Genomic DNA, 15,258 nt, shown 5'->3' with positions numbered 1-15,258 from the left:
GCAGCCTCGCGCGCGTGGGTACGGTGAGTGCTATGACCTTGGAAAAGCCACAGATCGACCGCCCCGAGGGCAACCCTCCGGCCGACCTCGAGATCACCGACATCACGGTCGGTGACGGCGCGGAAGCCACCCCCGGCAAGGCCGTCACCGTGCACTACGTCGGCGTCTCGCACTCCACCGGCGAGCAGTTCGACGCCTCGTGGGACCGCGGTGAGCCGCTGCGCTTCGGCCTCGGCGCCGGCCAGGTCATCTCCGGCTGGGACCAGGGCGTCGCGGGCATGAAGATCGGCGGCCGCCGCCGGCTCGTCATCCCGCCGCACCTGGCCTACGGCGACCGCGGCGCGGGCGGCGTGATCAAGCCGGGCGAGACCCTGATCTTCGTCGTCGACCTGGTCGGCGTGAACTAGCTTTTTTCGCGGTGGTGGCGTGCGAACCCGCCACCACCGCTACCCTCGCCCCCATCGCCGGCCCCCAAGCCGGCCCTGATCCGGGGGTTTTTCCATGCGCACACGCGCTTTGCTCTCCGCGACGTTGTTCGCGCTCGCCGCCGCGGTGGTCACCGCGGCGCCGGCGTCGGCCGTGGCCAACGGCTCCGACGTCCCGCAGGGAACGTTCAAGTTCGCCGCGAAGCTGACCATGACGGACATCCCGAAACCCGATGGCACCAAGTACAACAGCGCCTGCTCGGGTTCCCTGATCGCCAAGAAGTGGATCATCACCGCGGGCCACTGCTTCCACGACGCGGCCCGCAACCCGGTCTCCGGCCCGGTGCCGTACCCGACGTCGGTGCTGCTGGGCACGACGACCGTGGCCAAGCCGGGCGTCACCCGCAACGTCGTCACCGTGTACCAGTCACCGAGCAACGACATCGCGATCGCCGAGCTCGACAAGCCGGTCTACGGCATCGAGCCGCTCTCGATCAGCCGCAAGGCGCCGGTGGTGGGCCAGAAGGTGACGCTCGCAGGCTGGGGCAGCCTCACGTCGGTCGACCCGACGCCGGGCACGAAGCTGCAGCAGGGCGTCATGAAGGTCGCGACGGTCGACGCGCAGTACACCGGGGTGAAGGGCTTCGCCCCGACGTCGACGACGAGCGCGTGCACGTACGACTCGGGCGCGCCGTACTTCGTCCCGTCGGGCAAGAGCGGCGGCCGGCTGGTGTCCATCGAGAGCGACGGCCCGGACTGCCCCCACGACCAGGCGGAGACCACCGCGCGGGCGGACGTCGTCGCGGACTGGATCGCTTCGCACTTGGGCTGAACGGCGCAGTTTCCCGCGCTTCGGTCTCGCTACCCTCGAAAGTGATCACCGGCCTTCGACCGCCGGTGCGTGACAAGGGGGATCCACCGATGCGCGTTCGCGCTGTGTTTTCCGCTGCCCTGCTCACCTTGGCCGCCGGGCTCGCCACCGCGAGCCCGGCGGCCGCCGTGGCCAACGGCGCCGACGTCCCGGCGGGGACGTTCAAGTTCGCCGCGAAGCTCACGATGACGAACATCCCGAAACCCGACGGCACCAAGTACAACAGCGCCTGCTCGGGTGCGTTGATCGCGGCGAAGTGGATCATCACCGCCGGCCACTGCTTCCACGACGCCAACCGCAACCGGGTCTCCGGCCCGGTGCCGTACCCGACGTCGGTGCTGCTCGGCACCGTCAACCAGAGCACGCCGGGCGTGACGCGCAACGTCGTCACCGTCTACCAGGCCGCGGCGAACGACATCGCGATCGCCACGCTCGACACCGCCGTCACCGGCATCACGCCGCTGACGGTCAACCGGCTCACGCCGTCGCTCGGCCAGCAGCTGACGCTCGCCGGCTGGGGCAGCCTCACGGCGACCAATCCGACGCCGTCGACGAAGCTGCAGCAGGGCACGGTGAAGATCGGCCAGGTCGCCACCTCGACGCTGGGTGTGCAGGGCGTCGCGCCGACGTCCACGACGAGCGCCTGCGTGTACGACTCCGGTGCGCCCTACTTCGTCGCCGCCGGCTCCGGTGGCCAGCTGGTCTCGGTCGAGTCGTCCGGGCCGGACTGCCCGCACAACCAGCTCGAGACGACTTCGCGGGTCGACGTCGTCGCGGACTGGATCGCCTCGCACACCGGCTGACCTCCCTTCGGGCGTCACCCGGCCGCGCGGTCGGGTGACGCCCGGCCAGGGAATTCCGCGGGGCAGGCCGCGGCCCTAACGTCGAACGCCGACCACCGATTCGACGAAGGGGAAGAATGCGCCTGCGCGCCCTGCTCGCCGCTGCTGTCCTGACCATCTCCACCGCCCCCGCCGCCTTGGCCGCGCCGGGGATCGCCCACGGGTCCGACGTGCCACCCGGGCAGTTCGGGTTCGTCGCGAAGCTCGCGATGACGAAGATCCCGCGCCCCGACGGCTCGACGTACAGCAGCTATTGCACGGGCGCGCTGGTCGCCCCCGGCTGGGTCCTGACCACCGGGCACTGCTTCCACGACGCCCAGCGCAACCGCGTCTCCGGGAAGACGCCGTACCCCACGACGGCGACGCTGGGCCTGGTCGACGAGGCGACGGAGTCGGGCGTCGCCCGCAAGGTGACCGAGGTGGTCCAGGCCACCGGCAGCGACGTCGCCCTGATCAAGCTCGACACCCCGGTGACGACCGTCGCGCCCCTGAAGCTGAGCCACGCGGTGCCGAAGGTCGGCCAGCAGCTCACGCTGGCCGGCTGGGGCAGCCTGACCGGCACGGACCCCAAGCCGGCGACCCGGATGCAGCAGGGCACGGTGGCGGTCGCCAAGGTCGAGCAGGCCACCCTGGGCGTCCGCGGCGCGGCCCCGGACATCACCACGAGCGCGTGCCTGTACGACTCGGGCGCGCCCTACTTCACCGGGACCGAGCTGGTGGCGATCGAGGCGACCGGCCCGGGCTGCCCCCACGCGGGCATCGAGACGACGAGCCGGGCCGACGTGCTGGCGACCTGGGTCGCCAAATCGACAGCCTGATACACCCGAAAGTCCGCCGTGAGCGAACACCACGCAGAGCCAAACGGGTGATATTCCCCACCCGGGCAGAAATTTCCGCGGCGGCCCACGGCACACGAAAAAGGGCCCCGGCAACCAGCCGGGGCCCTTTCGATGTGGGCGAGGAGGGAGTTGAACCCTCACGTCCTTTCGGACACACGGACCTGAACCGTGCGCGTCTGCCATTCCGCCACTCGCCCGAGTGCTTCTCTCTGACAGCGAAGAGAAGACTAGCAGGTCGTTTCGACGGGTTTCACCGGGGGCCGTGTCGAGGCTCGCTCACCCGGATAGGATCGATGCGGAAGCACGAGCGTGAGGAGGTTTTCCCCGGTGGGCCGCGCCGAGAGATTCGACAGGCGACTCGAGAACCTGGTGGGGAACACTTTCGCGCGCATGTTCGGTGGCAACGTCGTCACGCAGGAAGTGGCGATCGCGCTCGAGCGGGAGAGTGAGGAGAACGTTCGTGAGCTGGCAGGCGGTCGGCAGCTCGCCCCGAATCACTACATCGTGTCCCTGGGGGCGGCTGACCACGAACGCATGGCCGGTGACGAGCAACGCGTCACCCAGGTCCTCGCCAAGGCGGTGGCGGAACACCTCGCCGCCGAAGGCCTGGACACCTATGGTGACGTCGTCGTATCACTCGAGCGCAACGAGGCGCTGCATACTGGACAGTTCAAGACCCGTTCGTCCGTCGATCCCGACGCCCGCCCCTCAGGCGCCGGTTCACCACGGTCGGCACGACCCAGCAACGCAGGAGACCCAGCAATGAGCCAGCCCCCCGGCTACGGCCAATACGACCAGGGTGACCCGTACGGCCAGCAGGGCCAGTACGGCTACGGACAGCAGGGTGGCCAGCAGCCCGGGTACGACCAGGGTTACGGCCAGCAGCAGGGTGGCTACGACCAAGGTGGCTACGGCCAGCCCCAGGGCGGCGGCTACGACCAGGGCGGCTACCAGCAGGGTGGCTACGACCAGGGCGGGTACGCGCAGCCCCAGCAGGGCGGCTACGACCAGGGTTACGGCCAGCCCCAGCAGGGCGGCTACGACCAGGGTTACGCGCAGCCCCAGCAGGGCGGCTACGACCAGGGCGGCTACCAGCAGCCCGGGTACGACCAGTACGGCGGTCAGCAGCAGCCCGGCTACGACCAGTACGGCGGCCAGCAGCAGGGCGGCTACGACCAGTACGGCCAGCAGCAGGCGTACGGCCAGCCGGCCGGCGACCCGTACGGCCAGCAGCAGGGCGGGTACGCCCAGCCCGCGCCGGGCCGCCAGCTCGCCGCGAGCCTGCAGCTCGACGACGGCTCGAACCGCACGTACTCGCTCAAGCAGGGCGGGAACGTCGTGGGCCGCGGCCAGGACGCCGACTTCCGCCTCCCGGACACCGGCGTCTCCCGCCGGCACCTGGAGATCACCTGGGACGGCCAGAGCGCGACGCTCGCCGACATCGGCTCGACCAACGGCACGACCGTGAACGGCACTCCGGTCCAGACCTGGCAGCTCGCGGATGGCGACGTCATCCGGGTGGGGCATTCCTCCCTCGTGTTCCGTACACAGGGCTGACTGGGGGCACGGAATACTGTTCCCGCAGAATTGACGTGCGGGGGGACCGCGGCGTACCCGCGTCGCGGCTGCGCGGATGAAGTCGGGAGCGGACACACCAAGTGCCAGAGCTGGTCGTACAACTCACCAGAGTGGGCTTTCTCGTGCTGCTCTGGCTCTTCGTGTTCGCCGCGCTCAGAGTCGTCCGCTCGGACCTCTACGCGGCGTCGGGCATGCGCGTCCAGGTGCCGACCTTCGGGCGCAAGAAGGAGAAGAAGCCGCGCAACAGCAAGTCGCCGCAGCAGCTGCTGGTGACGCACGGCGCGCTCGCCGGGACCCGCATCGCGCTGGACGGCCGGCCGATCCTGATCGGCCGCGCCGACGACTCCACGTTGGTGCTCGACGACGACTACGCGTCGACCCGGCACGCCCGGATCGCCCAGCGCGGTGAGGACTGGTACGTGGAAGATCTGGGCTCGACGAACGGGACCTACCTGGACCGGGCTAAGGTCACTGCACCCCTCCGGGTCCCGCTCGGAGTCCCCATCCGGATCGGCAAGACGGTGATCGAGCTTCGCCCATGACTCTCGTCCTCCGCTACGCAGCCCGCAGCGACCGGGGCCTGGTGCGTTCGAGCAACCAGGACTCCGTGTACGCCGGCCCTCGCCTGCTCGCGCTCGCCGACGGCATGGGTGGTCACGCGGCGGGTGAGGTGGCCAGCAAGGTCGTCATCGCCTCGCTCGCGCCGCTCGACGACGACGAGCCGGGTGACGACCTCCTCGCCCAGTTGCGCGAGGCGGTGGCCAACGGCAACGCCGCCATCGCCGAACTCGTCTCGCAGGACCCCGACCTCGACGGCATGGGCACCACGCTCACCGCCGTCCTGTTCGCCGGCAACCGCCTCGGCCTGGTGCACGTCGGCGACTCCCGCGCGTACCTGTTGCGCGGTGGCCAGTTCGCGCAGATCACGCGCGACGACAGCTTCGTCAACGAGCTCCTCGAACAGGGCCGGATCACGCCCGAAGAGGCGGCGGTGCACCCGCAGCGGTCACTGCTGCTCAAGGCGCTGACCGGGCACGAGGTCGAGCCGAGCCTCACCGTGCGCGAGGCCCGCTCCGGCGACCGGTACCTGATCTGCTCGGACGGCCTGTCCGGCATGGTCAGCGACGAGACGCTGGCCGAGGCCGTGCAGATCCCGGACCCGCAGCAGTGCGCGGACCGGATGATCGAGCTGGCACTCAAGGGCGGCGGCACCGACAACGTCACGGTGATCATCGCCGACGTCGTCGACGTCGACTTCGGCGAGGACGCGCCCATCGTGGGCGGCGCCGCCGGCGACGGCAGCGACGAGCGGCACCAGGGTGATTCGCCCGCGGCGCGGGCCAGGGCGCTGACCCAGCCCCCGCCGCAGCCGCGCCCGGAGCTGCCGCAGCCCACCGAAGATCCCAAGGCCAAGCGCCGGAAGCGGTTCCGCTGGCTGGCCGGGGCGCTGGTGGTGCTCGTGGTGCTCGCCGCGGCCGCCATCGCCACCCGGTACTTCGTGCTGAGTCAGTACTATGTCGGCGAAGGTGCGGACGAGGAAGTCGTGATCTACCGCGGCGTCCCCGGCAGCATCCTCGGCATCGACCTGCACACCTACGAGCAGGGCTCCTGCCCGCCCAACCAGGTGTGCACGGACAAGCTGCGCGTCAACCAGCTCCAGGAGGACGCGCGGCTGGCGGTGCAGAACGGCGTCAAGAAGGACAGCCTCGACGACGCCCGGAAGTACATCGACGACTTCCTGCAGCTGCACAAGCGCCTGAACAACTGCGCGCCGCCGGGCGGTCAGACCTCGACGGCGCCGACCACTTCGGTCGTGCCGACGACAACGCCGTCGGCGCCGGCCGGTTCCACTGCTCCATCGTCGGCGAACCAGCCAGCGGGGAGGGACTGCTCGACGCCGAGTTCGACGGCACCGACGACGGGAGGCGGTAACTGATGAGCCAGCCCGTCGCGCGCGCCGCCGAGCCACTCGCCGCGCAGTTCCAGACCAACCCGCCCCGCGACGTCCCGACGCGGCGCAACACCGAGCTGCTCCTGCTCGGGTTCGCGGCGTTCATCGTGACGATCGCTTTGGTCCTGGTCGAAGCGAACCAGGAGCAGGAGCTCACCTGGTCGATCGTCTGGCTGGGGCTCGCCTACCTCGCCATCTTCGCCGCGGCGCACGTGGCGGTGCGCAAGTGGGCGCCCTACGCGGACCCCGTGCTGCTCCCCTGCGTCGCGCTGCTGAACGGCATCGGCCTGGTGATGATCCACCGGCTCGACCTGGCCTACGCCGAGAAGGCCCTGCAGAACGGCCGGGACTTTTCGCCGGCCATCACGACCCAGGTGCTGTTCACGGTCGTTTCGCTCGTGTTCTTCGTCGTGGTGCTCATCGTCGTCAACGACCACCGGACGCTGACCCGCTACGGCTACACCTCGGGGCTCGTCGGGATCGTCGCGCTGGCCCTGCCCGCGCTGCTGCCGTCGAGCCTGTCCGAGGTCAACGGCGCCAAGGTGTGGCTGAAGCTGCCGTTCTTCTCGATCCAGCCGGGCGAGTTCGCGAAGATCCTGCTGATGGTCTTCTTCGCTTCGTTCCTGGTGTCGAAGCGGGACCTGTTCATGGTGGCGGGCAAGAAACTGGTCGGCGTCGAGCTGCCGCGGGCCCGTGACCTCGGCCCGATCCTGATCGCGGCGCTCGCCTGCATCGGCATCCTGGTCTTCGAGAAGGACCTCGGCTCGTCGCTGCTGTTCTTCAGCGTGATCCTGATGATGCTGTACGTCGCGACCGAGCGGGCCATCTGGGTCGTGCTGGGCTTGAGCTTCTTCGTCGGCGGCTGCATCATCGCCTACAACCTCTTCTCCCACGTCCAGCTGCGGGTCGCGAACTGGATCGACCCCTTCGCCGACGCGGACGACACCGGCTACCAGATGGTGCAGAGCCTGTTCGGGCTCGGCACCGGCGGCGTCGGCGGCACCGGGCTCGGCGCCGGCCGGCCGGACATGGTGCCCGAGGCCAACACCGACTTCATCACCGCCGCGATCGGCGAGGAGCTCGGCTTCATCGGGCTGGCCGCGGTGCTGATGCTCTACCTGCTGGTCGCGATGCGCGGCATGCGCAGCGCGCTCGCGGTGCGCGACACGTTCGGCAAGCTGCTCGGCGGCGGGCTGGCGTTCACCATGGTCATGCAGATCTTCGTCGTCGTCGGCGGGGTCACGAAACTCATCCCGGAGACCGGTATCACCGCCCCGTTCCTGTCCAGGGGTGGTTCGTCGCTGCTGGCGAACTACATCCTCGTCGCGCTGCTGCTCCGGATCTCCGACGCGGCCCGCCGTCCCGCGGCCCGCCCGAAGCCGCAGCAGCAGCAACCGCAGGCGCCGATCGCCGACGCGCACACCGTGCTGGTGCAGCGCCCGCCGGCGGACGGGAGCGGCCAGGCATGAACACCCCGCTCCGCAAGGTCGGCATGACGATGCTCGTGATGATCGTCCTGCTGCTCGGCAACGCCACCTACATCCAGGTCGTGAAGGCCGACGACTACCGCAACGACCCCCGCAACGCCCGTGTCCTCTACGACGAGTTCTCGCGCCAGCGCGGCAAGATCGTGTCGCAGGCCAACGGCGAAGTGCTGGCGAGCGTCCAGCCGTCGAACGACAAGTACAAGTACATCCGGACCTACGTCGACGGCCCGATGTACGCGCCGGTCACCGGCTACTACTCGATCAACTACGGCGCGGGCGGCCTGGAGCGGTCCGAGGACGACGTGCTCAACGGCTCCGACCCGCGGCTGTTCGTGCGCCGGCTGTCGGACATGGTCACCGGCCGCGACCCGAGCGGCGGCAACGTCCGGCTCACCATCGACCCGGCCGTGCAGAAGGCCGCCTACGACCTGATGACGCAGAAGGGCTACACCGGCGCCGTCGTCGCGATGGAGCCCAGCACCGGCCGGATCCTGGCGATGGTGTCGACGCCGTCGTACGACCCGAACAAGCTGGCTTCGCACACGTCGAAGACGCAGACCGACGCGTGGACCTCGGACAACAAGGACCCGAAGAAGCCCATGCTGAACCGGGCGATCTCGGAGACCTACCCGCCGGGGTCGACGTTCAAGCTGGTCACCGCGGCGGCCGCGCTCGAGGACGGCAAGGGCCCGGACACTCCGGTCAACCCGGCGCCGAACACGAAGCTCCCCGGCACGAGCGTGACGCTGGAGAACTACGCGGGCGCGGCCTGCCCGGGCAGCACCTTCAAGGACGCGCTCGCGCACTCGTGCAACGTGCCGTTCGCGGAGTTCGCCGGCCAGCTCGGCGCGGACAAGATGAAGAAGACGGCGGCGAACTTCGGCATCGGCCAGACCGACCTGACCGTGCCGATGCGGGTCGCGCCGTCGACCGTCGGCCCGCTGGACTCCCAGGGCGCGCTCTACCAGAGCGGCATCGGCCAGCGTGACGTCCGGATCACCCCGCTGCAGGACTGCCTGCTCGCGGCCACCGTGGCCAACGGCGGAATGGCGATGAAGCCGCAGCTGGTGCAGTCGGTGCTGGCGCCGGACCTCTCGACCATCGAGGACTACAGCCCGACCGAGCTCACCGGCACCCCGGCGCTGTCGTCGTCGAACGCCGCGATCCTCAAGGACATGATGATCGCTTCCGAGGGCTTCACCGCCGGTGGCGGCAAGCGCCCGGACATCCAGATCGCGTCGAAGACCGGCACCGCCGAGCACGGCACGGACTCCAAGAACACCGCCCCGCACGCGTGGTACACCGCCTTCGCCCCCGCCGACAACCCGCAGATCGCGGTCGCCGTGATCGTCGAAAGCGGCGGCGACCGCGGCCTGGCCGCGACGGGCGGCAAGGTCGCTTCGGAAATCGGCCGCGCGGCCATCAACGCGAAGCTCGGGGGTGGATAGCGCATGCTGTCCTCCGGTCAGCTCCTGGCCGACCGCTACAAGCTGACGAGCCGGATCGCCGTCGGCGGGATGGGCGAGGTCTGGCAGGCCAGCGACACCCGGCTGGACCGGACCGTGGCCGTCAAGATCCTCAAGGCCGAGCTCTCCGGTGACGCCGAGTTCCTGCACCGCTTCCGCACCGAAGCGCGGATGACGGCGTCGCTCAACCACCCCGGCATCGCGGCGGTGCACGACTACGGCGAGACCGTCTTCGACGGTGACCTCTCGATCGCCTACCTGGTGATGGAGCTCGTCGACGGCGACCCGCTGGCCGGGCTGCTGGCCAAGCACGGGCGGCTGTCGGCGGAGTTCACGCTCGACATGCTCGAGCAGGCGGGCAACGCGCTGCAGGCCGCGCACGAGCAAGGCCTGGTGCACCGCGACGTCAAGCCGGGCAACATCCTGGTGACGTCGGCGGGCCAGGTGAAGATCACCGACTTCGGGGTGGCGAAGGCGGCCGACGCGGCGCCGGTCACCCGGTCCGGCATGGTCATGGGCACCGCGCACTACATCGCGCCGGAGCAGGCGCTCGGGCACCCGGCCGAGCCGGCGTCCGACGTCTACTCGCTGGCCGTGTGCGGGTACGAGTGCCTCGCCGGGCACCGGCCGTTCCTGTCCGAGAACGCCGTCACGGTCGCGATGATGCACATCCGCGACATCGCGCCACCGCTGCCGCCGGACGTCCCGCCCGCCGCGCGCGCGGTGATCGAGGCGACCCTGGTCAAGGACCCGCGGCAGCGCTACAACAGCGGCGGTGAGTTCGCGGCCGCCGTCGCCGCGGTCCGCGCCGGGCTGCCGCTGCCGACGCCGTCCGGGCTGGTCAACGCAGCGTTCACCGGCCAGCAGCCGGCCGTGCCACAGCAGCCGGTCCAGCAGCCGGTCCCGCCGCAGCAGCAGCACGTGCCGATCGGCCCGCAGTCGCCGGCGGTGAACCCGATGGTCGTCATCGGCCCGCCGTCCCGGCCCGCGGTGCGCCCGGCCATGGCGCCGGCCGCCCGGAAGAAGACCCAGTGGGGCTGGTGGGCGCTGCTCGCGGCCATCCTGCTCGTTGTCCTGGTGGCGGGCATCGTGCTGATCGCGAAGATGATCGGCAGCTCCGGCTCGCCGCCGCACACCGGTCAGACGTCGAGCCAGGTGGTCCCGGGCAGACAACCGCCCACCGAGGAGCCGCCCGCTTCGAGTGCCTATCCGGCGGACACTCCCGGCACGACCGACGATGGCCAGCAAGGCATCATGACCACACCTTGGACGGAATGGAACGGCACCCAGAGATGAGCACACCCAGACTGCTCTCCAACCGGTACGAGCTGGGCGAAACGCTCGGCTACGGAGGCATGTCCGAGGTCCATCACGGCCACGACGTGCGCCTCGGCCGGGAAGTCGCGATCAAGATCCTCCGTGCCGACCTCGCCAGGGACCCGCAGTTCCAGGAGCGCTTCCGCCGCGAGGCGCAGAACGCCGCCGCCCTGAACCACCCGGCGATCGTCGCGGTCTACGACACCGGTGAGGCGAACACCGAGTTCGGCCCGCTGCCGTACATCGTCATGGAGTACGTCGAAGGCCGGACGCTGCGCGACATCGTCAAGACCGAAGGCCCGATGTCGCAGAAGCGAGCCATGGAGGTCATGGCCGACGTCTGCGCGGCGCTGGACTTCTCGCACCGCCACGGCATCGTGCACCGCGACGTCAAGCCGGCCAACGTGATGATCACGAAGAACGGCGCCGTCAAGGTGATGGACTTCGGCATCGCGCGCGCGATGCACGACGGCCAGTCCGCGATGACGCAGACCGCCGCGGTGATCGGCACGGCGCAGTACCTGTCGCCGGAGCAGGCCCGCGGTGAGTCGGTCGACGCGCGGTCCGACGTCTACGCCGCCGGCTGCGTGCTCTACGAGCTGATCACCGGCGAGCCGCCGTTCACCGGCGACTCCCCGGTCGCGGTGGCCTACCAGCACGTCCGGGAAGACCCGAACCCGCCGTCGTCGGTGAACCCGGCGGTGGCCCCGGAGCTGGACGCCGTCGTGCTGAAGGCGCTGGCCAAGGGCCCGGCGAACCGCTACCAGTCGGCCGCGGAGATGCGCTCGGACCTGGTGCGCACGCTGTCGGGCCAGCGCCCGGCCGCGCCGATGGTGATGTCCGAAGACGAGCGCACGCAGGTGATGAACGCCGACCGGCGGCAGCCGCAGCGCTACGAGGAGTACAACGAGCCGGACGACGAGGACCCGAAGGCCAAGCGCCGCCGCCGGACCATCCTGGCCGTGCTGGCCGCCGTGTTCGTGCTCGGCGCGGTGCTGCTGATCATGTGGCTGTCCAACGCGTTCAAGAGCAACGACGACGCGGCCACGGTGGCGATCCCGGACGTCCTGCACCAGACGGTCCCGCAGGCTCGGGAGACCCTCAGCGGCAAGGGCTTCAAGACGCTCGAGACGAAGAACGTCACGTGCGGGGTGACACCGACGAACGGCGACCCGCAGTGCGGTGAGAACGACATCAACAACGTCGTCAAGGTCGACCCCAACGTCGGGACGCCGGTCGCCACGAGCGCGAAGATCACGCTGTACGTGGGTGTCGCGCCGGGCAAGGCGAGCGTGCCGGACCTCAAGAACAAGACGCGCGACGACGCCGAGCAGGCGTTGAAGGACGCGAAGCTGACGCTGGACACGGACGTCCAAGAGGTCGAGGTCAGCGACCCGGCCCAGGCCGGCCTGGTGCAGCAGCAGACGCCGACCGCGGGGACCGAGGTCAACCAGGGCACCAGCGTGAAGATCACGGTCGGCAAGTCCAAGGCGCTCAAGCAGGTCCAGGACTTCACCGGCAAGCCGTACTCGCAGGCCAAGGCGGCGCTGGAGGGCCAGGGCTTCACGACGAAGAAGGTCGACCAGGCCTCGGACACGGTGCCGAAGGACTCGGTCATCACCCAGCAGCCGAACGGTGGTTCGGTGGCGGCGGGCAGCGTGATCACGCTGACCGTGTCGACCGGTCCCGACCAGAGCCAGACCCAGATCCAGATGCCGAGCCTGCTCCGCATGACGGTCGACGAGGCGGAGTCGAAGCTGCGGAGCATGGGCTGGACCGGCTCGATCAAGCAGCAGTCGGACAAGCTCAGCCGGGAGCCGGAAGGCACGATCACCCGGCAGAACCCGTCGGCTGGCTCGCAGATCGACAAGGACCAGGACGTCACGGTCTCGGTCTCGGAAGGCGGCTTGTTCCCGACGACGTCGACCGGCTCGGGCGGCTGATCCCGGTCATCGAAGAGGCCCGCACGGTTCGTCCGTGCGGGCCTCTTTCGTGTTTCAGGCTTTGTCGAGGAAGTGCTGGACGGCGCCGAGCACCTGGTCGGCGTCGCTGGCCGGCCCGCAGTCGAGCTCGAGCTCCTCGGCGGCGCCCGAGCGTTTGACCTTCAGGGAGACGCGGGCCTCGCGGCAGCGCCGCAGCCACGCGAAGAGCGACCGGCAGAAGACGGCGGCGGAGTTGCTGGTCACGCCGACCACGACGGCGTCGAAGAGCTGGACGCGGCCGCGGAGCTCGTCTTCGCCGCGCAGCCAGGCGGCGAGCTCGCTGAGCTCGCCGTCGGTGTCTGGCCCGGTGATCGCGACGATCCCCGCCGTCACCCGTGCTCCCTTCACCCGGAACCGGAGAGGACCCGAACCTTAGCCGTCCGGGCGGTCCCGCTGGAAGTCCGCGTTGGAAATTGAAATCTGCAATTTGCAGTCAGGACCGGCGGCGGACGAGCGTCGACACGACCAGGAAGCTCGCGGCGAGCACCACCACCGACGTCACGACGGCCAGCACCAGCGGGCCGCCGACCGGCTCTTCGTCGGTCAGGGCGTGCAGCAGCGGGTGGACCAGCGGGATCTTCGCCAGCAGGACGACGACCAGGGTGAGCACGGCAGCGAGCACCGTCCAGCCGATCCGGTGCACCAGCAGCCGCGAACACGGCAACGCGATCGCGATGCCCAGCAGCGCGCACGCGATGTGAGCGAGCAGCCCGATGCCCAGCGCGGCCGGCTGGACCTTGAACGACTTGAGCGCCGACCACGCCTCGGTGATCACCGTCAGGACCAGCGAGCAGGCCAGCACGGTGAAGATCGCACCGGTGATCATCCGCCGCCACTGGCGCGCGTGGCTCAGGGTGACCAGCCGCTGCACCGGGTCCTCGATGTCGAGCAACGCGATGGTCAGCCAGCACGAGACGACCAGGAGCCCGCCGGCGCTCACGCCGAACAGCGGCAGCGGCGGCGAGTGCGGGTCGGCGTAGAGGATCACGCACAGCGCGAGGTAGGCCAGCAACGCCGGCAGGTACCGCTGGGAATGCCCGAGCAGCGCCAGGTAGTACCGGGTCATGGCGAGCACGGCGCCACCTCCCGCACCGACCAGCCGTCCTTCAACGCCCGCAGCAGCACCGCGTCCACGCTCGCGACTTCGACGGTGAGCACGAACTGCGCGCCTTCGACGACCGCGTGCCGCACGCCGGGTTCGTCCGCCCAGTCGGTGCCGCGCCCGCGGAGCACGATCCGCGTGGTCGGCTCGGCGCTCTCGGCCGTGAGCCGGCCGTCGGTCATGAGGTGCACGACGTCGGCGTGGTCGTGCACCACCTGCGGCCGGTGGTCGGTGAACACCACGCTCGCCCCGCGCGCCCGCGTCTCGGCGACGAGCTCACCCAGGATCGCGTGCGTGCCGACGTCGAGCCCGGACCACGGCTCGTCGAGGATCAGCAGGTCGGGCCGCACCATGACGGCCTGCGCGAGGCCGACTTTCTGCGCGTTGCCCTTGGACAGCGTGCGCAGCGGCGCGGTCGGCCCGCCGACGAGCGCGAGCCGCTCGAGCAGCGGGTCGATCACCGACAGGTCGGTGAGCCCGTGGATGCGGGCCATGTGCCGCAGGTAGGCGCGGGCGCCCATCCGCTGCCCGGCCGGGAAGCGGTCGGGCAGGTAGCCGATCCGCGGGGTGCCGGTGACGGTGCCGGTGGTGGCGTGCGAGACGCCGGCCATGATCCGCAGCAAGGTCGACTTCCCGGAGCCGTTGCTGCCGAGCACGCCCACGACGTGCCCGGGCTCGACGCGGAGGTCGACGTCGTGCAGGACGAAGTCACCCCGTCCGTACCACTTGCCGACCCCCTCGAGCCGGATCACGCAACAGCGGCCTTCTGGAGCGCCTTGGTCGCCCGCTCGAGCTCGTCGACGCGGACGGGGTCGACGGGGTGGCCGGCCAGCGCCAGCCAGTTCGCCAGCATCCGGTGGCCGCCCTCGGTGAGCACGGACTCCGGGTGGAACTGGACGCCTTCCAGCGGCAGCTCCCGGTGGCGCATGCCCATCACGATGCCGGACTCGGTGCGCCCGGTGACCTCGAAGACGGCGTCGGAGATGGTCTCCGGCAGGACGGTCAAGGAGTGGTACCGGGTGGCGGTGAACTCGTCGGGCAGGTTCTTGAGGACGCCGGCGCCTTCGTGGCGCACCTGGCTCGTCTTGCCGTGCAGCAGCTCGGGCGCGCGGTCGACGGTCGCCCCGTAGACGACGCCGAGGGCCTGGTGGCCGAGGCAGACGCCGAGCATCGGGGTGCGCGTCTCGGCGCACTTGCGGATGACGTCGATGCTCTGACCTGCGCGTTCGGGAGTGCCCGGCCCGGGCGAGACGAGCACGGCGTCGAACTCGGGCACGCGGTCGAGGTCCACGACGTCGTTGCGCCAGACCGTGCAGTCGGCGCCGAGCTGGGCCAGGTACTGGACCAGGTTGTAGACGAAGCTGTCGTAGTTGTCGACGACGAGAACACGCATGACGC

General features: G+C 70.2%; 15 protein-coding genes and 1 tRNA gene. 11 read left to right on the top strand and 5 right to left on the bottom strand.

Annotated features, from left to right (window positions below; translation table 11 throughout):
* The first annotated feature begins 32 nt into the window (after window positions 1-32).
* The 4 genes from M8542_RS25620 to M8542_RS25605 all read left to right on the top strand — a co-directional run bounded on the left by M8542_RS25620 (window position 33) and on the right by M8542_RS25605 (window position 2,956).
* Window positions 33-407 (top strand): FKBP-type peptidyl-prolyl cis-trans isomerase, encoded by a 375-nt coding sequence (locus M8542_RS25620; RefSeq protein WP_257922783.1) that lies wholly within the window; start codon window positions 33-35, stop codon window positions 405-407.
* Window positions 408-501: 94 nt separating this feature from the next.
* Entirely contained in the window at window positions 502-1,257 is a 756-nt protein-coding gene (locus M8542_RS25615; RefSeq protein ID WP_257922782.1) for a S1 family peptidase, read from the top strand.
* Between the two features lie 89 nt (window positions 1,258-1,346).
* Window positions 1,347-2,099, top strand: a complete 753-nt coding sequence (locus M8542_RS25610) for a S1 family peptidase (RefSeq protein ID WP_257922781.1) — start codon at window positions 1,347-1,349, stop codon at window positions 2,097-2,099.
* A 116-nt stretch (window positions 2,100-2,215) separates the two neighbouring features.
* The gene (locus M8542_RS25605) at window positions 2,216-2,956 is read left to right on the top strand and encodes a S1 family peptidase (protein WP_257922780.1); all 741 of its coding nucleotides are present in this window, start codon (window positions 2,216-2,218) and stop codon (window positions 2,954-2,956) included.
* 135 nt (window positions 2,957-3,091) lie between these two features.
* Here M8542_RS25605 and M8542_RS25600 read toward each other — a convergent pair.
* Window positions 3,092-3,174: transfer RNA gene (locus tag M8542_RS25600), tRNA-Leu, on the bottom strand.
* A gap of 130 nt (window positions 3,175-3,304) precedes the next feature.
* Between M8542_RS25600 and M8542_RS25595 the strand changes: the two genes are divergently transcribed.
* The 7 genes from M8542_RS25595 to pknB all read left to right on the top strand — a co-directional run bounded on the left by M8542_RS25595 (window position 3,305) and on the right by pknB (window position 12,719).
* Window positions 3,305-4,534, top strand: coding sequence for an FHA domain-containing protein (locus M8542_RS25595; protein ID WP_257922779.1), 1,230 nt, complete (start codon window positions 3,305-3,307; stop codon window positions 4,532-4,534).
* 101 nt (window positions 4,535-4,635) lie between these two features.
* Entirely contained in the window at window positions 4,636-5,097 is a 462-nt protein-coding gene (locus M8542_RS25590; protein WP_003079002.1) for an FHA domain-containing protein FhaB/FipA, read from the top strand.
* The gene (locus tag M8542_RS25585; RefSeq protein ID WP_257922778.1) at window positions 5,094-6,491 is read left to right on the top strand and encodes a PP2C family protein-serine/threonine phosphatase; all 1,398 of its coding nucleotides are present in this window, start codon (window positions 5,094-5,096) and stop codon (window positions 6,489-6,491) included. The genes M8542_RS25590 and M8542_RS25585 overlap by 4 nt, the downstream gene beginning before the upstream one ends.
* Window positions 6,491-7,975, top strand: a complete 1,485-nt coding sequence (locus M8542_RS25580) for an FtsW/RodA/SpoVE family cell cycle protein (RefSeq protein ID WP_257922777.1) — start codon at window positions 6,491-6,493, stop codon at window positions 7,973-7,975. Before M8542_RS25585 ends, M8542_RS25580 begins: the two co-directional genes overlap by 1 nt.
* Complete coding sequence (locus tag M8542_RS25575) at window positions 7,972-9,441, top strand: peptidoglycan D,D-transpeptidase FtsI family protein (RefSeq protein WP_257922776.1); 1,470 nt, start codon at window positions 7,972-7,974, stop codon at window positions 9,439-9,441. Before M8542_RS25580 ends, M8542_RS25575 begins: the two co-directional genes overlap by 4 nt.
* 3 nt (window positions 9,442-9,444) lie before the next feature.
* A complete protein-coding gene (locus M8542_RS25570; RefSeq protein WP_257922775.1) occupies window positions 9,445-10,755 on the top strand; it encodes a serine/threonine-protein kinase in 1,311 nt (436 codons plus the stop codon).
* Window positions 10,752-12,719 (top strand): Stk1 family PASTA domain-containing Ser/Thr kinase, encoded by a 1,968-nt coding sequence (gene pknB, locus M8542_RS25565; RefSeq protein WP_257922774.1) that lies wholly within the window; start codon window positions 10,752-10,754, stop codon window positions 12,717-12,719. The genes M8542_RS25570 and pknB overlap by 4 nt, the downstream gene beginning before the upstream one ends.
* Before the next feature lie 54 nt (window positions 12,720-12,773).
* On the opposite strand, the gene M8542_RS25560 is transcribed toward pknB, so the two are convergent.
* The 4 genes from M8542_RS25560 to M8542_RS25545 all read right to left on the bottom strand — a co-directional run bounded on the left by M8542_RS25560 (window position 12,774) and on the right by M8542_RS25545 (window position 15,253).
* The gene (locus M8542_RS25560; RefSeq protein ID WP_257922773.1) at window positions 12,774-13,091 is read right to left on the bottom strand and encodes an effector-associated constant component EACC1; all 318 of its coding nucleotides are present in this window, start codon (window positions 13,089-13,091) and stop codon (window positions 12,774-12,776) included.
* Between the two features lie 100 nt (window positions 13,092-13,191).
* Complete coding sequence (locus M8542_RS25555) at window positions 13,192-13,833, bottom strand: hypothetical protein (protein WP_257922772.1); 642 nt, start codon at window positions 13,831-13,833, stop codon at window positions 13,192-13,194.
* Window positions 13,821-14,612, bottom strand: coding sequence for an ABC transporter ATP-binding protein (locus M8542_RS25550; protein WP_257922771.1), 792 nt, complete (start codon window positions 14,610-14,612; stop codon window positions 13,821-13,823). The genes M8542_RS25555 and M8542_RS25550 overlap by 13 nt, the downstream gene beginning before the upstream one ends.
* Window positions 14,609-15,253 (bottom strand): aminodeoxychorismate/anthranilate synthase component II, encoded by a 645-nt coding sequence (locus M8542_RS25545; RefSeq protein WP_257922770.1) that lies wholly within the window; start codon window positions 15,251-15,253, stop codon window positions 14,609-14,611. The genes M8542_RS25550 and M8542_RS25545 overlap by 4 nt, the downstream gene beginning before the upstream one ends.
* Window positions 15,254-15,258: the final 5 nt, after the last annotated feature.

This window comes from Amycolatopsis iheyensis, from assembly GCF_024703995.1.
In the GTDB taxonomy this organism is placed as follows: Bacteria; Actinomycetota; Actinomycetes; order Mycobacteriales; family Pseudonocardiaceae; genus Amycolatopsis; species Amycolatopsis iheyensis.
Note: the sequence above shows the minus strand (reverse complement) of the source record. Positions and strands in the feature narration are given on the sequence as shown.